This is a genomic window from Methanoculleus thermophilus (assembly GCF_001571405.1).
Lineage (GTDB): Archaea > Halobacteriota > Methanomicrobia > Methanomicrobiales > Methanoculleaceae > Methanoculleus > Methanoculleus thermophilus.
In genome coordinates this window covers 259,649-279,500 of the sequence record NZ_BCNX01000006.1, presented here as the reverse complement: position 1 = coordinate 279,500, position 19,852 = coordinate 259,649, and the positions used below count along the sequence as shown (strand labels likewise).

The following is a 19,852-nucleotide window of genomic DNA, read 5'->3' as shown; positions in this document are numbered from 1 at the left end:
CCGAAATATAAGAACTAGAGGTAATGCCCGAGATATACTTGAAGGTGGATAGCGCGTATCCGGAGGATCAGGGGGCGGGCAAGGCACGTCTTGACCCAGACACCATGCTGCAGCTCCGGCTCAGCCCCGGAGACCTCGTCGCTATTGAGGGTAAGCGTCGCACTGTGGCCAAAGTCTGGCGTGCCATGGTGAACGACTGGCACCAGGGTAAGGTCCGCATCGATAATTTTACACGGCTCAACACCGGTGCTAGCATCGGAGACCGCGTAAAGGTAAAAACGCTGGACGAAGAGGTCGAGGCGAAACGGGTCGTGCTTGCACCTCCTGAGGACCTCCCAAAGCAGCTTCCCATCAACTACAGCAGCGTCGTCAACAAGCTGATCGACTTCCCGATCGTCAAGAACGACTCCGTGCCGATCCAGGCCGGGCTCCCGTTCATGCAGCCCCAGCTGGTTGCATTCAAGGCCGTGGTGGTCGAGCCGGAGAACGCCGTGATCATCACCAAGAACACGAAGATCGAGTTCTCCGACAAACCTGCTGCCGGGTTTGAGGGCGTGAAACGGATCAGCTACGAGGATATCGGCGGCTTAAAGGACGAGTTGCAGCGCGTCCGTGAGACGATCGAACTGCCCATGCGGCATCCCGAGATCTTCCGTAAGCTCGGCATCGAGCCCCCGAAGGGTGTTCTCCTCTACGGACCGCCCGGAACGGGAAAGACCCTCATCGCAAAAGCGGTCGCAAGCGAGAGCGGTGCCCACTTCATCTCGATTGCGGGGCCCGAGGTCATCTCGAAGTACTACGGCGAGAGCGAGCAGCGGCTCCGCGAGGTCTTTGAGGACGCCCGGCAGCATGCTCCTGCCATCATCTTCATCGACGAGCTCGACTCGATCGCACCCCGACGTGAAGAGGTGACCGGAGAGGTCGAACGGCGTGTCGTGGCCCAGCTCCTGACGATGATGGACGGGCTTGAGGAACGGGGACAGGTCGTGGTGATCGGCGCCACCAACCGGCTTGACGCCATCGACCCGGCCCTCCGGCGTCCCGGACGGTTCGACCGCGAGATCGAGATCGGGGTCCCCTCGGAGGACGACCGGGTTCAGGTGCTCCAGATCCACACTCGCGGTATGCCGCTTGCGGACGACGTGGTGATCTCTTCAATCGCCCAGCAGACCCACGGGTTCGTCGGTGCGGACCTTGCCGCCCTCGCCCGTGAGGTAGCGATCAAGGCGTTGCGGCGTTACCTCCCCGAGATCGATATGGAGGCCGAGGAGATCCCGCCGGAGATCCTCGAGAAGATGGAGGTGCAGGGGAAAGACTTCCGCGACGCCCTCCGTGACGTAGGCCCGAGCGCCATGCGTGAGATCCTCCTTGAGGTCCCGCACATATCGTGGGAAGATGTGGGCGGACTTGAAGAGGCAAAGCAGGATATCCGCGAAGCGGTCGAGTATCCGCTCACCCGCCGCGAGCGGTTCGAGGAACTCGGCATCGAGCCGCCGAAGGGTGTCCTCCTCTACGGGCCGCCGGGAACAGGAAAGACCCTCATTGCAAAGGCAGTCGCAAGCGAGAGCGGGGCGAACTTCGTGCCGGTCAAAGGACCCGAACTCCTCTCGAAGTGGGTCGGCGAGAGCGAGCGTGCCGTCCGCGAGGTCTTCAAGAAGGCCCGACAGGTGGCCCCGTCGATCATCTTCTTCGATGAACTGGACGCTCTTGCCACCGCCCGCGGCGCCGGCACCGAGTCGCACGTGATCGAGAGCGTCTTAAACCAGATCCTGACCGAGATCGACGGTCTTGAGGAACTCCGCGGCGTGGTGGTGATGGGCGCAACGAACCGGCCGGATATGGTCGACCCGGCGCTTCTGCGGCCGGGGAGGTTCGACCGGCTCGTCTATATCGGCGAGCCCAGCCGGGATGATCGGGAGAAGATCCTCGGGATTCACACCCGCTACATGCCGATCGAGGGCTCCGTGATCGAGGACCTCGTGGCCATGACGGAGGGGCTCTCGGAGAACGAGATCGAGGATCTGATCCTGGCCGTCGGGACCAACCGCCAGGCGAGCCTTGAGGACTTCAGGACCCAGCGTGCCGCGATTGCGGCAAGCGAGGGAGAAGAAGGGCTCTCCCGCCACGTAAGGAGGAAGAAGATCGTCGACCTCCTCGCCGAGCAGAAGATTACCATCGACGACCCCGCCCGGACCCAGCTCCTGCGAAAGGTCGCGGCCGATGCCGAGGGGTTCGTCGGCTCGGACCTCGAGGCGCTCGGCAGAGAGGCGGCCATGCTTGCCATGCGGGAAGGGGCCCCCCTCGTGAACCAGGCGCACTTCGAGCGGGCACGGGAGAGGGTGCACGCGACGATGAACGATCGGCTCCGGCAGTATTACCAGAAGATCCAGCAGCATTTCAAGGGCGGGCTGCCGAAAGAGACGCAGCCGCTGGAATACCAGTAACCGAAAGATCAAAACTCTTTTTTTTGCGGCGATCCGTCCTTGATATTGGGATAATTGCGGGCAGAGGGGCCTCCTCACCCTTATTCCGGTGGCGACCCATGATCGCAAACCTCCCCTTGGGCAACCTATTTACACCGTTATGGACAAGTATATACACCGAAGTTCAACCCTGCAACACGGAGTATCCACATGCCGAACTGTACCACATTCCTCGATGCCAACGCCTGTAACCCCGATAAAATCGCTCTCATCGTCCCCTCCCGGAAGGAGTCTTATACCCGATCCGACCTCCGGGACCGGGTCGCCCGGGTTGCCGGCGGGCTCCTCGCGCTCGGCATCGAACACGGGGAGCGGGTCTGCATCTATCTGGACAGTTCGCCGGAATACCTCATCGCCTACCTTGCCCTCTGGCGGATCGGGGCCGTCGCGGTCCCGACGAACCGGGTCTACCGCGAGGGCGAGGTCCTCTATGCCATCCATAACGCGGGGGCCGCCGCCGTCATCACCGACGTGGAGGGTGCGGCCCTCGTCGAGCGGATCCGGGATCAGGCACCGATGCTCCGAAACGTCATCTCCGTCGGCGGAGAGGCTGCGGGCGCTGTCCCATGGACCGACCTCCTTGGTGCTGAACCGTGCCTCCGGGCCGCCCACTGCCGGTTCGACGACCTCTGCCAGATCCAGTACACGAGCGGCACCACCGGCAAACCGAAGGGCGCGATGCTCACCCACGGGAACTGGATCGCGGCGATGGATGCCGAGCGGGATGTCCTGCGGCTCACCGAGGACGACATCTACCTCGGGATCTACCCCATGGGCCACGTCGGCATCAGCTGGGGGATCGCCACCCTCCGGGCCGGCGGGACGTACGTCATTATGGAGCGGTTCGACCTCGACCGCTACCTCGAACTCGCAAGGGAATACCGGGCCACAGTCGTCGCCGGAATGCCGCCGGTGATCCACTCCCTCATCCAGACCCCGCCGGGGACCGAGGCGGCCCTCGCCACCGCCCGGGTGATGATCAGCGGCGGCGGCCCCCTGACCCCCGGGGTCTGGAAACCGTTCCACAAGCGGTTCGGCATACCCATCGTCAACGCCTACGGCCTCTCGGAGACGGTCGTCGTCGGAACCGGGACCGCCATCCGTCCCGAACACTACGCGACTGCGGACGAGTATAAGAGTGTCGGCACCCCGGTCGGGTTCTCGGAGGTGAAGATCGTCGATGTAAACGATCCAAGCCGGGAACTGGGCGTAGGCGTTGACGGCGAGATCGCGCTCCGGGGGCCGGGGGTGGCGCTCGGCTACTGGCAGATGCCGGAAGAGACCGCCGCGGCCTTCCTCCCCGACGGCTGGTTCCTGACCGGCGATATCGGCCACCTGGACGAAGCGGGCATGCTGTATATCACCGACCGCAAGAAGGACATGATCGTCATGTCGGGCTGGAAGGTCTACCCGACCGAGGTGGAAGACGTCCTGGTCCAGCACCCGGGCATCCGCGACGTGGCGGTATTCGGGTGCAGCGACGAGCATCGGGGAGAGGTGCCGGTGGCGGTGGTGGTCCCTGCCGGAAATGGCATCTCACCCGAAGAGATCATAGCCTTCGCCCGCGAACGCCTTGCAGGCTACAAGGTCCCCCGCCGGGTCATCCTTGTCGACGAGATCCCCCGGGTGAACGGGTGGAAACTCCTCCGAAAGCGTCTCCGGGAGGAATACTGCAACACCGGCGGCGCGTGCTGAATCACGTCCCGGGGGTAGTATTTTAAGGAGAAGGCGGCGTATAGATACGCTGGAGGAGTTCTCCGGGGTAACGATTTGGCAGAAATCATAAGGCGCTCTACAGGAATCGCAGGCCTGGATCTTGTGCTCAACGGGGGGGTCCCGCCAGGCACCCGCATCATCATCTCCGGATCCCCACTAAGCGGTCTCGAACTCCTGGCGCAACAGTTCTGGCAGGCGGGAGAGGAGGGAGGCACCTACCTGATGCTCGATGCCGTGCCCGAGGAGGGCATGACCGACGCACGGGGGATGGATGCCGCGGCGCTCGCCGGAGCCATGCAGGGGGAGAGGATTGTCGTGGACTCTCTCTCCACACTGATCACCGCCTGGGGGATTGATGCGGCCACGAGGTTCGTCCTCGAGGATACTCGCGGGATCATCGATAGAGGGGCAAACATCGTCTACCTCCTCTACACCAACCACCACACGCCCCTCGAGGAGGCGCGAATGATGCGCGCCGCCGACGTCTTCATCGTTCTCAGACACGAGATCCACGGCAACGAGGTCGAGCGGACGCTCGCCGTCGAGAAACTCAAAGGCGGGGAGGTGCCGCAGCGGGTGATCCCCTACCATATCATAGCAAAGGGGCTTGAACTCTCGACGACGAGCAGGGTGGTTTAAGGAGAATACTCTTTTTGGCGCGACATCCGGGAGAGGGACGCCGGCGGCCTAGTCCGTATACTCGGCCCGGACAAGTTTCGCCGCAGCGACCATATTCTTCAGTTTGCCGAACGCCTCATCCCGCGTCCGCATCCGCATACCGCAGTCAGGATCAAGGAGCATCGCCTCCGGCGAGAAGATATCGACCCCGGCCTCGATCCTCTTTTTGATCGCTTCAATACTCTCGATCCCCGGATCTGCCGAGTCGACGCACCCATAGCCGACCATCCGGCCCCGGAGATCCTTCTCCGAGAGCACCTCGAGATTTCCGGGGTTGTTTGCGAACTCAAAATCGAATATGGCGACGTTTGTTCTGAGAATATCATCGATGACAGTCTCGAGGTTCCCGCAGACGTGGAGACAGACGGGAGTGCGCAGCACCCCGGCGATCGCGTTCACCGCCTCCCGGCCGACGGCGATGTTTGCCGCCCCCGTCGAGAAGATGGGCTCATCGACCTGGATGAGGGCAACCCCGGCGTCCTGGAGGTGTCTCGCCTCGACTGCGAGCGCCTGAGCAAGATCGAGGACCAGTTCTTCCTTGTTCCGGTAGAACGACGTCTCGATGGCAAGACCGTGTGCAAGCGTGCTCGGACCGGTGAGGATCCCCTTCACCTTCGGGTGCCGGGAGAGGGCGTACTTTGTGTCCGCGAGCGTTATGGGACGCTGTGCCGGCTGGACCTTTCCGACGACCGAAGACCCCCGGATACCGGGGAGGTGGGAGGTGAAGGCCCGGATCATGTCGCCCCGGACCTGGCCGTCGGAGATGATATCGATCCCGGCACTGATCTGGTCGGCGACCGCTACCTCCACCGCATGCTTGAGCGGGTTCATGCGGGCAAAAAGCCCCGAGCCTTTCACCACCGGGTAGCTCCCGACCACGGTGGTCGGGAGACGCACGCTCGTCAGGGTCATGGGGTCAGTCTGTGTCGGTCGCGCGGGAAGAGCACCGCCTCGCGGATGTTTCCGAGATCGAGCATCGTCATCACGAGACGCTCGATGCCGAGGCCCCATCCGGCGTGCGGAGGCATCCCGTAGCGGAACGTCTTTAGGTAGAACTCGAAACTCTCGGGGGAGAGGCCCTTTGCGCGGATCCGCTCCACCAGGAGGTTATAGTCGTGGATACGCTGGGCACCGGAGGCAAGTTCCATCCTGGGGTGCATCAGGTCGAAGGCCTTGCAGAACTCAGGCCTGTCCGGGTAGGGCATCGCATAGTAGGGCCTGGTATCGGTCGGCCAATCGACGATGAAGTAGTGCGTCCCGACCGCATCGCCGACCGCCCGCTCGGCCGCCGGGGAGAGGTCACCGCCGAAGGCAATCTTCTCCTCGATGGTGCGGTTTGCGATCTCGATCGCCTCGATATACGGGATCCGGGGGAACGGCTTCTTCGGAACCGCAAGTTCGATCCCGAGCTCCGCGAGTTCGTTGCTGCAGGTCTTTGCGACCGTCTCGTAGACGTGGATGATCAGGTCTTCCAGGAGTTCCATGACGTCGTTGTGGTCCGCAAACGAGACCTCGACATCGAGGCTCGTCGCCTCATTGAGGTGGCGGACGGTATTGTGCTCCTCGGCCCGGAAGATGGGACCGATCTCAAAGACGCTCTCAAACCCGGCAGCCATCATCATCTGCTTATAGAGCTGCGGGCTCTGGTTCATGAAGGCCTCTTTCTCGAAGTAGGCGATCGGGAAGAGCTCGGTACCGCCCTCGGTCGCGGCGGCGACGATCTTCGGGGTGGTGATATTGATGCAGCCCCGTGAGGCAAGGAACGCGGTCGCGGCGCAGGTCACCGCAGAGCGGATGAAGAAGATGGCGCGGACACGCGGTTTTCTCGCGTCCAGGAACCGGGAGTCAAGCCTAGTATCGAGCTCGGCCGGGACCTTCTCGGCGACGTCGAGCGGGAGCGGGCTCTCCGCAAGGCTGATGATCTCAAGTTCTTCGGGGACGATCTCGCGTCCGCCGGGTGCTTTCTCGATCGCCTTTACCTGGCCACGGACCCGGACCACGGATTCTCTTGAGATGTTCCGGACAGTCTCAAGAACCTCAGCCGTGACCTTCTTCTTCGGGATAGTCACCTGGATGATGCCGGATCTATCACGAATAACAAAGAACGCAAGTCCACCGAGGTCGCGGACCTCGTGCACCCATCCAATGACCTCAGCATATTCGGTCTTGGGGGTTACGGCCTGTATTGGTTGACGCATGTGAAAAACCTGGATACAGTGTGGGCCCCGGGAGGTATTTTGTCTTGCGCTCCAGCCCGGAGGAACGCTCCGCCAAGAGGGGTTGATATGGTTGGACCCGGACGGCCGCGGGAAAAGAGGGCGGCCGCCCGGGGTGGTGTGGACTTACAGGAAGACCGCCGCAGCAATGACCGTGGTCCAGCGGCCGCTCATATCCCCTTCCGCCGCCTGACAGGTATGCGTCGTGCTTATAATCCGTCCGCTCGCCTTGTAGATCTGCTCGCGTTCCTGCCATGCCTGGTCGGGATCGAACTCGATGCCGAGCGTTGTCGCGAGCATTGTCGCCGCAAGGTCCTCGGCGTACTCGCCCGACACTTCCGCGGTCTCTCCGAAGGCATGGTGCTCGGAAAGGTAGCCGTAGGCGTCGCTCTCCTTGGGCATTGCATGTCCGATGGCGGCAGAGACAAGCCGGCTCGGTTCATTGGTCTCATTCCGGGCCATGACGACGTAGACGATGCTGCCCGGAGAGAGTTCCTTTAAGCCTTCCTCCTTCGATATCAGCTGACAGTTCGGGGGAAAGATACTCGAGACGTAAACAAGATTGTATTTCTCGATGCCTGCCTGCCTGAGGGCCAGTTCAAACGATGCCAGTTTGTCTTTGTGGATCCCCACACCTTTTGTAAAGAAACACTTGGTCGGAACAAACATTAGAGATCATCTATCACTTGATTTTTTAATGTTTTCGGTTATAACAGCCATAAATTTAATAATGGGGCAAAATTTTTCCTATTTTTAGGAATAGCCCCCGAATATACCACCAAATTAGAAAAAAGCGCGTTAAAAATGGTATTTAGTCATGCTCAACTGAGGGGGAGGGGACTACCGATAGACCAAAAGAACAGGGTTTCCAGGTACCCGTCGTCACCCTGTAAACGGATCCCCTAATCGAGGCGAGACAGCGGGGGATTCTCCAAATCCCCGGCAATCATGGCCGATCTATGCGGTTTTTCGTACCGGACGTTTGTCAGAGAAACGCATATATGCCATCGGTACATGATCCGGTGCGGCCGGGAGTCTGCCCATGACGCGCTACGATGCTCGGATTCCCACACGCGCACCCCAAAGGAAGGTACAGAGATGGAATTGGAGAATAAACCCATGGCGGTCGTGGACTGTATCGGGCTCTACTGTCCCATGCCGGTCACGATGACAAAAGAGGCCATCGAGAAACTCGACGTCGGAGAGGTGCTCATGGTCAAGGCGGACGACCCTGCCGCAGAGGAGGACATCCGGCGCTGGGCAGACCGGATGGGTCACGAGATCGTGAAGTTCGAAAAGGTTGACGGAGTCATGAGGTTCTGCATCCGGAAGATGAAGTAGGTGATAGGGATGATGTATGCGGATAAGACAGTCAGCTGCGTTGGCATCTGCCAGTCGCCCATGCTCTCGATCGAGACGGAGATGAAGGCGCTCAACGAGGGGCAGATCCTGCAGGTAACGACCGATAAACCCGATCTTGTCGAGATGGTTCGGAACTGGGCCGGTGAGAGCGGACATACGATCGAGGAGGAGCATGTCACCTCGGGTGTTACGACCATCATCCTGCGCAAGGGGAGGGTGGCGCCTGTAGAAGCGAAGTGATCGGATGGAGACTGGAGGCTTGCGTGGCTGACAGGCGCCGGCCGAGCAGATGAGCCGTGAGAGAGCGGCCGGGGAGGGGACCTCCGTTCCATCCGGGCAGGAGTTTGATGTATGGCACGGATACTCTATATCCAGACCAGCGGTATCGACACTCCCGAGAGGCTGTATGCGCCGTTCGTTCTCGCTACCGCGGCGCGAGCAATGGGCGTGGACGTGGACATCTTCTTCATGATCAAAGGGGTGACGGTCGTCAAGAGAGGGGCGGCGGAGGAGATCCAGGCCGGCAACTTCCCGAAACTCTCTGAGATGAGGGACCAGGCGATCGCCGCGGGAGCAAAGATCTACATCTGCGAGCAGAGCACCGAGACTCTCGGCCTCGAGCGAGGGGACTTCATCGAGGAGGGGCGGGTCGTCGGTTCCCTTACCCTAAACGACCTCGCCATCGATGCCGATGCAGTCATTACGTTTTAGGGAGGATTCCAGAGGATCCGGGGCACTATCACGACCCAACACCCGGGCGCGGCAATGGGTCGGACGAGGTGCCCCGGATCGCCGAGGCCGCCAGAGAAACAGTTAAACTCCTACAGGTTGTTACACCGCTATAGGACGGTAACACTATGGCAGAACAGATCGGATACAGCCAGAAGGTGATGGAGCACTTCATGAATCCGCACAACGTCGGGGTGATTGAGAACCCGGACGGCTACGGCAAGGTCGGCAACCCGGTCTGCGGGGACATCATGGAGATCTTCATCAAGGTCAAGGACGACGTCATCGAGGATATCAAGTTCCGGACGTTCGGGTGTGGATCGGCAATCGCCACGAGCAGCATGGTGACCGACATGGCCAAAGGGAAGACGCTCGACGAAGCGATGAAGATCACCCGCGACGACGTGGCGAGCGAACTCGATGGGCTGCCGCCCCGGAAGATGCACTGCTCGAACCTCGCGGCAGAGGCGCTCCACGCCGCGATAGAAGACTACCGCAAAAAGCAGAAGAGTGGGTGAAGGATCTAGCACCCGTAAATCAAAGAGAGGATATTTTTAGCGAGATCGAGGCTCTTGCCCCGGTTGACCATGAGGGTATCGAGGCGCAGAGCCCCCTCGATCGCGACCGGATCCCGGATATCCTGGATGAAGACATCCACGAAGTCCTCATAGAGACTGCAGGTCCCGGCGGAGGAGGCCTCCTTTCCAAACGCACGCATCAGAGCCGCCGCCGGGCCGCTGACCGGCGCATCGCCGATGAAGGGGCTTACCGCGATGACACGCTGCCGGCGGAGCGCCTCCCTCACACCGGCGCACTCGAGGATTGGGGAGATGCTCGTGACCGGGTTGCTCGGCCCGACCACCACGGCATCGCTTCTCTCAATCGCCTCGATAACCTCTTCTGTCGCGACCGGGGGCTCGCTGAACCTGCGGACGACGCCGTCGATCGCCACATCCCCCCGGTGCTTCACCCAGTACTCCTGGAAGTGCATCTCGCCCATCTTCGTGCGGACGTAGGTCGTCACGGGGGAGTCGGTCATGGGAAGAACCGTTGCCTGGACGGTCAGGGTCTTGCAGAGGGCCTTCGTCGCCTCGGTGAGGCTTATTCCGTTCCGGAGCATCTCACCCCGTGCGACGTGGATCGCCCGGTCCTGGTCACCGACGGCGATGAACTCGTTGATGCCGAGTCTTTTGAGAAGGTCGTGAGTGATGAAGGTGTCGCCGTGGATTCCCCACCACTTGCTGGTGTCGAGGATGCCCGCAAAGAGGTACATGACCGTATCGACGTCGGGAGAGAGGTGGTTGCCCGAGAGCCACATATCCTCGGCCGTGTTGACGACGACCGCGATCTCCCGCTCCTCCAGCAGCTCGCGCATTCCGCGGAGGAGCTTTGGGGTCCCGGTCCCGCCTGAGAGGAAGGTAATCATTGGATAATTAGCGTATCAGGTCCATCCTTATATGATTGTTTCCAATCGCGTGTGCGCTATAGACCCGCCGGTTCATGAAACCGCGTGCCGTATGACCGCCATGACGTCCCAGGCGAGTGACTCGGCCTGCCGGCGGTGCAGGAGGCTGGTCTCCAGCCGGAGCGAGCCGGGGACCTCGTCGGGGTCGTGGCGGTCCTGGACAAAGACGTCGACGATATCCCCGTAGAGCCGGGAGACCCCCGGGGAGGTCGGTTTCTCTCCGGCGGCATACATGAGCGCGGCGTCCTTCGGGTCCGGCGCGACGCCCCCGCGGAACGGCGAGACTGCGACGACGAACCGGTCGCGGAGGAGGTCCCGCATCCCGGCGCACTCGAGGATTGGAAGGACGCTTGCGGCCGGGCTTGAGGGTCCGATCACGACGGCGTCGCTTCCCTCGATCACCGCCCGCACCTCGTCCGTGACCGCCGGAGGGGCGGGTGCGGCAGAGACGATCTCCCGCACCTCGGTATCGGACGGAGCGGTCATCAGGTAGGTGAGGAGCGGGAGGCGTTCGGTCCCGGTGTCGATGAGGAGGCCGCACTCTTCGTCGGTCACCGGGAGGACGGTCGCCCCGATCTTGAGCGAGGAGGACTGCGCCCGAACCGCCTCCGTCAGGGTCAGGCCGGCATCGAGGAGCGCCGCCCGGGCGATCTGGACGGCCCGGGCGCGGTCGCCGATCGGGAAGGGCTCGCCCCCCGCCACCTTCAGGAGGTAGTTATGGGTGGCGTAGGTGTCACCCTTGATCCCCCACCACCGGTTGGTATCGAGGATGCCGGCAAAGAGGAAGAGGGCTGCATCGACCTCGGGGGCCACGTGGCCCCCCGAGATCCGGCAGTCCCCGGCGGTGGACGCGACGACGGCAATCTCGGTGTCGTAGAGGATCTGCCGGACGCCCTGGATGAACGGGAGGGAGCCCGGGGTGGCGGAAAGGAAGGTGATCATTCCTCCATACATTTATCACCCCTCTCCCAAGAATCTTAACAGAACGGATGAAGATCATCAAAGATCCGGTCCACGGCTACGTCGAGGCGGACGCGCTCGCGCTCCGGCTGCTCGACTCGGAGGTCGTCCAGCGGCTCCGCCACATCTCCCAGCTCGGCTTTGCAAACCTCGTCTACCCCGGGGCGAACCATACCCGCTTCGAGCACTCGCTCGGGACGATGCACCTTGCACGGCTCATGTCGCAGCAGCTTGGGCTCGACGACGAGGAGACGAAACTCGTCACCACGGCCGCCCTCCTCCATGATGTCGGCCACGGCCCCTTCTCCCACGTCACCGAGCCGGTGATGGAGGAGTTCACCGGGCGGAGCCACCACGAGATCGAACACCTCGTCCGGGAGGGGACGATCGCCGGGATCCTCGAAGCGGAGGGGATCGATCCCGCCGAGGTCTGCGCCGTCGTCTCGGGCGAGCACCGCCTCGCAAGTATCATCCACGGGAGCCTGGACGTCGACCGGATGGACTACCTGATGCGGGACGCCCACTACACCGGCGTGCCCTACGGAACGGTCGACGCCCACCGGCTGATCCGGTCGACGATCCTGACCGACTCCGGCGTCGCGCTCCACGAAGGCGGGATCAACGCCGCCGAGTCGCTCCTCATCGCCCGGACCCTGATGCGCCCGGCGGTCTACTTCCACCACGTGAGCCGGATCGCGACGAGCATGTTCGTCCACGCCCTCCGAAAAGAGATCTTAAACGCCCCCGACGCCGATCCGGAGGCGTTCGCCCGGATGGACGACGCGGCCTGCATGGAGCGGCTGAAGCACTCGACCAATCCGATCACCCGCGATCTTGCCCGCCGGGTCTACGTCCGGGACCTCTACAAACGGGCGCTCTATGTCGGCGAAGACCGGGTGAACGTCGCAGCCCTCCAGCAGGACCTCGGGCCCGCCCGGGAGCGGGAGATCGCCGCCGCCATCGCCGAGACCGCCGGTGTCCCCGAGGACGAGGTCCTTGTGGATATCCCCCGGCTTCCGCGAGCCCTCTCGATGGAGGTCCGGGTCAGGAACAGCCATGCGATGGTCGATATCGAGGAGGTCTCCCCGCTCATCAACACCCTAAACGACACCCGGCGGCAGCAGTGGCGGCTCGGGGTCTACACAACGAAGAGAAACCGCGAGGCCGTGGAGCAGGCGGCGATGGAGGTGCTCAGGGTGAAGCGGGCGACAAAACAGGATAAACTTGCAGTGACATAAACTCATGAGGAGCCCATGACAAAAGAGTTCGTCGTCGGGATCACCGGGGCAAGCGGGGTCATCTACGCCCGCCGCCTGCTCGAGGTGCTCTGCGATCAGGCAACGGTGCATATCGTCATCTCCGATACCGCCCGGCAGATAGCCGAGCTCGAGGGCGTGGATCTGGACGGATTCAACGCCATATACGCCGAGAACAGCAACCTCGCAGCCGATATCGCGAGCGGCTCGTTTCGCTACGACGGGATGGCGATCGTCCCCTGCAGCATGAAGACGCTTGCAGCGGTCAGCAACGGCCTCGCCGAGAACCTGATCGGCCGGGCGGCGGACGTCTGCCTCAAGGAGAGGCGGCCCCTTCTCCTCCTCCTGCGAGAGATGCCGCTCTCCCGGATTCATCTAAAGAACATGCTCGCCGCAGACGAGGCGGGCGCGACCGTGATGGTCGCAAGCCCCCCCTTCTACCAGCGCCCGGAGACGATCGACGACCTCGTCGATATGGTGGTGGCCCGGGTGCTCGATCATCTGGGGGTCAAACATAATCTCGGCACTCGATGGAGCGGATACGATGCGTAACTTCATTGAACGGATGAGGGAGCTCGGCAGGGTCGAGGAGATCGAGCGGCCCTGCTCGACCGTCTACGAGGCTCCCCGTATGGCAAGCCGGACCGATAAGATCCTCTTCTTCCACGACCTCGACGGGCACAGGGCGGTGATGAACCTCCTCTCAAGCCGCGGGGCGCTTGCAGCGGCGCTCGGCGTGGAGGAGAAGGACCTCGTCCGGCACCTCGCGGCCATGACCTACAGCGGCCGCGTCGTGGATGACGGGCGGCTCGAGGGCGGCGTCCCCGCCGATCTTTCGCGCCTCCCGATCATGAAGCACTTCCCGGGGGATGCAGGGCGCTACATCACCTCCGGGATCGTCTTTTCGCGCTACAATGGCGTCGAGAACGCCTCCATCCACCGGATGATGGTCCTCGACGATCACAGGGTCGTCGCCCGCCTGGTGGAGGGGCGGCATACCCATACGCTCCTCAAAGCAGCCCTCGCCCGGGGAGAGAAACTCCCGGTCGCGGTCACCATCGGGACCCATCCCCTCGTGACGTTCGCCGCCTGCACCCGTGTTCCGGAAGGCAAGGAGTTCGCCTACGCCGCGGAACTGATGGGCGGGGAACTAGCACTCCGGGAGTGCGAGAACGGTGTTAGGGTCCCCGATGCCGAGATCGTGCTCGAAGGCTACATCACCGCCGAAATGGCGCCGGAAGGCCCCTTTGTCGATATCACCGGGACCTACGACCCCGTGCGCCAGCAGCACATCATTGAGTTTGAGAAGATGTACTGCAAGGAGGACCCGATCTATCACGGCATCCTTCCCGCCGGCGACGAGCACAAGCTCCTGATGGGAGCGCCGTACGAACCGAAGATCTACCGCGCCGTGGCCGAGGTGACGACGGTGCGCGACGTCCTCCTCACAAAAGGCGGCGCGGGCTACCTCCACGCGGTGATCCAGATCCGCAAGAACACGCAAGGCGATGCCAAAAACGCCATCATGGCGGCGTTCGCGGCCCATACCTCCCTCAAACACGTCGTCGTGGTCGACGAGGACATCGACATTCACGACCCCCACGACGTCGAGTACGCGATCGCGACCCGGGTTAGGGGCGATACCGACATCATGATCGTCACCGGGGTGCGGGGCTCGTCGCTCGACCCGACCCGCCTTGCAGACGGGACGAACGTGAAGGTCGGAGTCGATGCCACGATGGTTATGGGGCGAGAGGACGAATTCAAGAGAGCGGAGTGGCCGTAATGTATCTCGAGAAGGATGACGAGAGGGTGCTCGCCGGCGAGTTCGGCGAGACACGCCAGAAGATGATGGAGATCCTGGTTGCGCTCGGCAGGGTCTACGGGGCCGAGAGACTCATCCCGATCACGAGCGCCCAGGTGAGCGGTGCGTCCTACAAGACCATCGGGAGATGGGGGCTTGCCTGGCTGCAGAGCCTCGACGCCCGGGTGGCGGTCCCGACGGTCTTAAACCCCATCGGAATGCCGCAGGAGGGGTGGCAGGAGTTCGGGATCGACGAAGAGTTCGCCCGCCACCAGATGGAGGTCGTCCAGGCCTGCCGGAGGCTCGGGATCAAGATCGAGTGCACCTGCACCCCCTACTACCTCCGGATCACGGAGTACGGCGAGCACCTGGCATGGGCGGAGTCCTCGGCGGTCGCTTACGCGAACTCTGTCCTCGGCGCCCGGACGAACCGGGAAGGCGGGCCGAGCGCCCTTGCAGCGGCGATTATCGGAAAAACCCCCTATTACGGTCTTCACATCGTCGAGAACCGGCGACCGCAGGTCGTCGTCGAGGTCGAGGGCGGCACGAGCCCGCGGTCCGACCACTGGGGCGCGATCGGGCATATCGCCGGAAAGAAGGTTGGGAACCGAATCCCGATCTTTACGGATATCCGGCCGAACCGCGACCAGCTCAAGGCGCTCGGGGCCGCGATGGCCGCGACAGGGGCGGTTGCGCTCTTCCACGTCGATAAGATCACCCCCGAGACCCGGGTCTTCAACTTCCCGACCGACGACCTCGACCGGGTGACGGTATCCCGGGACGAGGTCGAGGCTCTCTTTGCAGAGACCGAGGTCGAGGCGGTCGCGGTCGGGTGCCCCCACTGCTCGGTGGACGAACTCCGCGACCTCGCCGAACTTCTCAGAGGCAAGACGACGACAAAACCCTTCTACATCTTCGCGGCCCGCGGGGTCGCGGCGGCAAATCCCGACCTCGTGGACGCCATCGAGCGGAGCGGCGCCCGGGTGATCACGGATACCTGCATGGTCGTCTCGCCACGGATGGATGAGTTCGCCTCGATCATGGTCGACTCGGGCAAGGCCCTTGCCTATGTCCCCGGGATGTGCGGCGCGCTCGCCCGGATCGGGACAAGGAAAGAGTGCGTCGAGGTCGCGACGTCGTAAGAGAGGGGGCGGCGTTACGCCCCCACCGATTTCACGTCGAGGACCTCCATCAGGCCCTCGTCGAGCATGTAGCCCCGGAGCCGGTCGCGGTTGCCCCGCAGGCTCTCGATGCTGTTGATCCCGGCCGCACCCAGGAGTTCGGAGAGCTCGAGCGTCCAGGCGTGGATGAGGTTCGCGACATGCCGTGCGGCCTCGTCGGGGTCCAAGCGGTCCACGAGATCCTGGCGCTGGGTGGCGATCCCCCAGGGGCAGAGGCCGCGGTAGCAGTTCCCGCAGACCCGGCAGCCCATCGCCACAAGCGCCGCGGTGCCGATGTAGACCGCATCCGCGCCGAGGGCGATCGCTTTTGCAACGTCGGCGCTTCCCCGGATGCCGCCGCTCGCGATGATCGAGATCTCGTTCCTGATCCCAAGACTACGGAGTTTCGCATCGACGCTTGCGACCGCCGCCTCGATCGGGATGCCGACGTGGTCGCGGAAGACCTTCGGGGCTGCGCCGGTGCCGCCCCGGAACCCGTCGATGACGACGGCGTCGGCCGGCGAGCGGGCGATCCCGGCGGCGATGGCGGCCGCGTTGTGGACGGCGGCGATCTTGACGAAGACCGGCTTCTTCCACTCCGTCGCCTCCTTGAGCCCCCGGACGAGCTGCGCGAGGTCTTCGATACTGTAGATGTCGTGGTGCGGCGCGGGGCTGATAGCGTCGCACCCCTCGGGGATCATCCTGGTCCGGGAGATCCCATCGCAGACCTTCTCGCCGGGGAGGTGCCCGCCGATGCCGGGCTTTGCGCCCTGGCCGATCTTGATCTCGATCGCAGCGCCGCGCTCCAGGTAGTCGATCTCCACGCCAAACCGCCCCGAGGCGACCTGGACGATCATCCGGTCCTGATAGGGGTGGAGCGCCGAGTGCAGGCCCCCTTCTCCGGTGCCCATATAGGTCCCGGCCTCTTTTGCCGCCCGGGCCAGGGCCATCTGGGCGTTGAGGCTGATCGCTCCGTAGCTCATGTGCCCGATCATCACCGGGGTCTCAAGGCGGAGGTTCGGGGTGAGCCGGGTCCGAAGTTCGACGTCGCCGCTATCTTTACGGCGGAGATCGAGCCTTACCGGCCTCTTCCCGAGGTGGGTCACCAGTTCGATCGGCTCGCGCAGGGGATCGAGGCTCGGGTTCGTGACCTGGCAGGCATCCAGGACCAGGCGGTCGAAGATGACCGGGTAGTCGAGGGCGTTGCCCATCCCGGCGAGGATGATCTTTCCTGTCCGGGCCTGGTTGTAGATCGCCTCCCGCGCCTCGCGGGTCCAGAGGGGATGGCTCCGGTAGTCGCAGGGCTGCTCCTCAAGGAGGATGGCATCCCTCGGGCAGCAGGCGATGCATCGGTGGCAGGCGGTGCAGTTTCGGGGGTTGACAAAGATCCGGTCTCCGTCTCGTGAAAAGACACCGTAGGAGCAGTTCTCGATGCACCGCCCGCACTCCATGCATCGGACGGGGTCGATCGTGACCCGGTAGCGTGGGGGTAGGCTCCCGATCATCATCCGACAACCCTCCCGATCACCGGCTCTCCCGCGGCCGGCATCCGGATCGACTCGACGTCGGGCTCCATCGCTCGGATAGCCGCCTCCTCGCTTGAGATGAAGAGCCGGTCGCCGCATTCGCCGACGACCATCGGCCGGAGTTTGGTCCGGTCGGTGAATCCGACCATCATCTCGCGGTTTGCAGCCACGATGGCGAACGGTCCGTTCATCATCGCCGATGCGTACGTAAGCCGAAGGGCGGAGTTCCACTCCCGTTCCGCCCCGGGCATCCGGTCGATCTCCTCCCAGAACGGGGGAGCAAGCGCCCGAACAGCGAGGTCGACGTCGAGCCCGTGCCGCCGCACCAGAAGGTCGATCAAGTAGGCGACGACCTCGGTGTCCGTCAGCATCGTGCATTTGTAGCCGAAACTCTCGATGTAGCGCCGGTTGGTCCCGTAGGAGGTGATCTCACCGTTGTGGACGACGCTCCAGTCGAGGAGGTTGAACGGGTGCGCCCCGCCCCACCATCCGGGGGTGTTGGTCGGGTAACGGTTGTGCGCTAGCCATATGTAGCCCTCGTAGTCCTCGATCCGGTAAAAGTCCGCGACGTCCTCAGGCAACCCGCCGGCCTTGAAGACCCCGAGGTCTTTGCCGGAGGAGATGATGAGCGCGCCGCGGCGGGCGGCATTGACCTGCATCACCAGGGCGCTGACGATATCATCCTCCGGCATCGTGCTCCCCGGCACCGCGAGGGAGGGATCGGGTCGGAAGAAATAGCGCCAGGGGGTGTGAACCGCCCGGAGATTTGGCCGGTCGTAGGTCGGGATCGGCTCATCGTGCTCGATCGTCCCCCACTGCGCGAGCGCCGCGTCAAGGAAGGGCTTGTTCTCACGAGGGTTGTCGAAGAAGACATGGAGGGCGTAGCAGTCCCGGTAATCGGGGTAGATGCCGTAGGCTGCGTAGCCCGCCCCCTCGCCGCTGCCGCGCTCGTTCATTATGGAGAGGGCTTCTCGGATGCCGGAACCGTCCATCGTCCGGCGAGATCTATCCATTACGCCAATTATACCGCACATAACCATCACGGTCGACCCGCTCCCCCCCATCCGATACCCTCGTGGTCCGGAGGGGTGAGGGAACGCTCTGATCAGTATAGATCAGACAAGTATAAATACTATTGGAAGGAAGTTTCCTTCTACATGACACCAGACAACATCTCGGCGATGCTCGAGAGAATCGAACGAGACAACGTCCGATTCCTCCGACTGCAGTTCACCGACCTCCTTGGCATGCCCAAAAACGTCGCCATCCCGGCCAAACAGGTCGGGAAAGCTCTCACCGACGGCATTGGATTTGACGGGTCGTCAATCGAGGGGTTCGTCCGGATCGAGGAGTCAGACATGGTGCTCAAACCCGACCTCTCGACTTACACGCTCCTGCCCTGGCGGCCCCGGGAGAAGAGTGTCGCCCGGTTCATCTGCGACGTCTGCAAACCGGACGGCAGACCGTTCGAGGGCGACCCACGCTACGTCCTCCGGCGGGCGATGGAGGATGCGGCGAAAGATGGCTACGTCTTCAATACCGGGCCGGAGCTCGAGTTCTTCCTCTTCAAGATGCTCGATGGGCGGCCGACGACACAGTTCCAGGATGCCGGCGGTTACTTCGACCTGGCCCCAACCGACCTTGCCGAGGACCTCCGGCGTGAGATCATCCTCGCGCTCACCGATATGGGGTTCGAGATCGAGGCCTCCCACCACGAGGTCGCCGAGAGCCAGCACGAGATCGACTTCAAGTACAGCGACGCTCTCCATACCGCCGACAACGTCATCACGTTCAAGTTCGCGGTCAAGACGATGGCGCTGATGCGCGGCCTGCATGCCTCCTTCATGGCAAAGCCGATCTACGGCATCAACGGAAGCGGGATGCACACCAACTGTTCGCTCGCAAAAGACGGGAAGAACGCGTTCTACGATCCGGACGCGCCCCTCCAGCTCTCAGAGACCTGCATGCACTTCATCGCCGGGCTGCTCGAACACGCGCCGGCGATCACCCGGGTCGCGAACCCGACGATCAACTCCTACAAGCGGCTCGTCCCCGGATATGAGGCCCCCTGCTACATCAGCTGGAGCACGAGCAACCGGTCGGCCCTGATCCGGATTCCGGCGCCGCGCGGCAACAGCACCCGGGTCGAGTTCCGAAGCCCCGATCCCACCTGCAACCCCTACCTCACGTTTGCCGCGATGCTCGCCGCCGGGATGGATGGAGTCCGCCGTAAGATCGAGCCCCCGGCCGAGGTTCACAAGAACATCTTCCACATGACGACCACCGAGCGGGGCAGCAACGGGATTGAGACTCTGCCCGGCGATCTCGCCGAGGCGCACCGGGCCCTGCTCGCCGACGAACTCATCTGCAAGGCGCTCGGGTCCCACGTCGTCGAGGCCCTCACGAACGTCGCAAACGCTGAGTGGGATGCCTACCGGACGGCGGTCCACCCCTGGGAGATCGACCGCTACCTCGCAACATACTAACCCCTTTTTGG

Annotated in this window: 19 protein-coding genes; 12 read left to right on the top strand and 7 right to left on the bottom strand. The window is 63.1% G+C overall.

Features of this window, described 5'->3' with window-relative positions:
• Positions 1-23 precede the first annotated feature (23 nt).
• The 3 genes from MCUTH_RS04625 (at position 24) to MCUTH_RS04615 (ending at position 4,838) form a co-directional block, all read left to right on the top strand.
• Positions 24-2,444, top strand: coding sequence for a CDC48 family AAA ATPase (locus MCUTH_RS04625; protein ID WP_066956199.1), 2,421 nt, complete (start codon positions 24-26; stop codon positions 2,442-2,444).
• A gap of 189 nt (positions 2,445-2,633) precedes the next feature.
• Positions 2,634-4,178, top strand: a complete 1,545-nt coding sequence (locus MCUTH_RS04620) for a class I adenylate-forming enzyme family protein (RefSeq protein WP_066956196.1) — start codon at positions 2,634-2,636, stop codon at positions 4,176-4,178.
• Between the two features lie 75 nt (positions 4,179-4,253).
• A complete protein-coding gene (locus tag MCUTH_RS04615; RefSeq protein WP_066956193.1) occupies positions 4,254-4,838 on the top strand; it encodes an RAD55 family ATPase in 585 nt (194 codons plus the stop codon).
• A 48-nt stretch (positions 4,839-4,886) separates the two neighbouring features.
• Here MCUTH_RS04615 and MCUTH_RS04610 read toward each other — a convergent pair whose 3' ends face one another.
• From MCUTH_RS04610 to MCUTH_RS04600, 3 genes are all read right to left on the bottom strand, one after another.
• Positions 4,887-5,789 (bottom strand): methionine synthase, encoded by a 903-nt coding sequence (locus MCUTH_RS04610; protein ID WP_066956190.1) that lies wholly within the window; start codon positions 5,787-5,789, stop codon positions 4,887-4,889.
• Positions 5,786-7,075: an aspartate--tRNA(Asn) ligase gene (gene aspS / locus MCUTH_RS04605; protein ID WP_066956187.1), complete on the bottom strand. Its 1,290-nt coding sequence runs from the start codon at positions 7,073-7,075 to the stop codon at positions 5,786-5,788. Before aspS ends, MCUTH_RS04610 begins: the two co-directional genes overlap by 4 nt.
• A 144-nt stretch (positions 7,076-7,219) precedes the next feature.
• Positions 7,220-7,762 carry a pyruvoyl-dependent arginine decarboxylase gene (locus tag MCUTH_RS04600; RefSeq protein WP_066956184.1) on the bottom strand — a complete coding sequence of 181 codons (543 nt, stop codon included), beginning with the start codon at positions 7,760-7,762 and terminating at the stop codon, positions 7,220-7,222.
• 429 nt (positions 7,763-8,191) lie between these two features.
• On the opposite strand from MCUTH_RS04600, the gene MCUTH_RS04595 reads away from it, so the two are divergent.
• From MCUTH_RS04595 to nifU, 4 genes are all read left to right on the top strand, one after another.
• Positions 8,192-8,434, top strand: a complete 243-nt coding sequence (locus MCUTH_RS04595) for a sulfurtransferase TusA family protein (protein ID WP_083524760.1) — start codon at positions 8,192-8,194, stop codon at positions 8,432-8,434.
• 9 nt (positions 8,435-8,443) lie between these two features.
• A complete protein-coding gene (locus MCUTH_RS04590; RefSeq protein ID WP_066956176.1) occupies positions 8,444-8,695 on the top strand; it encodes a sulfurtransferase TusA family protein in 252 nt (83 codons plus the stop codon).
• Positions 8,696-8,806: 111 nt separating this feature from the next.
• Positions 8,807-9,166, top strand: coding sequence for a DsrE family protein (locus tag MCUTH_RS04585; RefSeq protein ID WP_066956173.1), 360 nt, complete (start codon positions 8,807-8,809; stop codon positions 9,164-9,166).
• A gap of 146 nt (positions 9,167-9,312) precedes the next feature.
• The gene (gene nifU, locus MCUTH_RS04580) at positions 9,313-9,702 is read left to right on the top strand and encodes a Fe-S cluster assembly scaffold protein NifU (protein ID WP_150468676.1); all 390 of its coding nucleotides are present in this window, start codon (positions 9,313-9,315) and stop codon (positions 9,700-9,702) included.
• 5 nt (positions 9,703-9,707) lie between these two features.
• Here nifU and cofD read toward each other — a convergent pair whose 3' ends face one another.
• Entirely contained in the window at positions 9,708-10,610 is a 903-nt protein-coding gene (cofD, locus tag MCUTH_RS04575; protein WP_066956171.1) for a 2-phospho-L-lactate transferase, read from the bottom strand.
• 72 nt (positions 10,611-10,682) lie between these two features.
• Positions 10,683-11,603 (bottom strand): 2-phospho-L-lactate transferase CofD family protein, encoded by a 921-nt coding sequence (locus MCUTH_RS04570; protein WP_224732717.1) that lies wholly within the window; start codon positions 11,601-11,603, stop codon positions 10,683-10,685.
• 35 nt (positions 11,604-11,638) lie between these two features.
• Between MCUTH_RS04570 and MCUTH_RS04565 the strand changes: the two genes are divergently transcribed.
• From MCUTH_RS04565 to MCUTH_RS04550, 4 genes are read left to right on the top strand one after another with little or no spacing between them, the layout of a single operon-like run.
• The gene (locus MCUTH_RS04565) at positions 11,639-12,847 is read left to right on the top strand and encodes an HD domain-containing protein (protein ID WP_066956163.1); all 1,209 of its coding nucleotides are present in this window, start codon (positions 11,639-11,641) and stop codon (positions 12,845-12,847) included.
• Between the two features lie 15 nt (positions 12,848-12,862).
• Positions 12,863-13,417: a UbiX family flavin prenyltransferase gene (locus tag MCUTH_RS04560; protein WP_066956160.1), complete on the top strand. Its 555-nt coding sequence runs from the start codon at positions 12,863-12,865 to the stop codon at positions 13,415-13,417.
• Positions 13,410-14,651: a UbiD family decarboxylase gene (locus tag MCUTH_RS04555; protein WP_066956158.1), complete on the top strand. Its 1,242-nt coding sequence runs from the start codon at positions 13,410-13,412 to the stop codon at positions 14,649-14,651. The genes MCUTH_RS04560 and MCUTH_RS04555 overlap by 8 nt, the downstream gene beginning before the upstream one ends.
• Positions 14,651-15,811 (top strand): aconitase X, encoded by a 1,161-nt coding sequence (locus MCUTH_RS04550; RefSeq protein WP_066956155.1) that lies wholly within the window; start codon positions 14,651-14,653, stop codon positions 15,809-15,811. Before MCUTH_RS04555 ends, MCUTH_RS04550 begins: the two co-directional genes overlap by 1 nt.
• Before the next feature lie 14 nt (positions 15,812-15,825).
• Here the strand turns inward: MCUTH_RS04550 and MCUTH_RS04545 are convergent, their stop codons facing one another.
• Together MCUTH_RS04545 and MCUTH_RS04540 are read right to left on the bottom strand one after the other, a co-directional pair.
• Positions 15,826-17,337, bottom strand: a complete 1,512-nt coding sequence (locus tag MCUTH_RS04545) for a glutamate synthase-related protein (RefSeq protein ID WP_066956152.1) — start codon at positions 17,335-17,337, stop codon at positions 15,826-15,828.
• Positions 17,334-18,389: a class II glutamine amidotransferase gene (locus MCUTH_RS04540; RefSeq protein ID WP_066956948.1), complete on the bottom strand. Its 1,056-nt coding sequence runs from the start codon at positions 18,387-18,389 to the stop codon at positions 17,334-17,336. The genes MCUTH_RS04545 and MCUTH_RS04540 overlap by 4 nt, the downstream gene beginning before the upstream one ends.
• Positions 18,390-18,512: 123 nt before the next feature.
• Between MCUTH_RS04540 and glnA the strand changes: the two genes are divergently transcribed.
• Positions 18,513-19,841: a type I glutamate--ammonia ligase gene (glnA, locus tag MCUTH_RS04535; RefSeq protein WP_066956149.1), complete on the top strand. Its 1,329-nt coding sequence runs from the start codon at positions 18,513-18,515 to the stop codon at positions 19,839-19,841.
• Positions 19,842-19,852 lie beyond the last annotated feature (11 nt).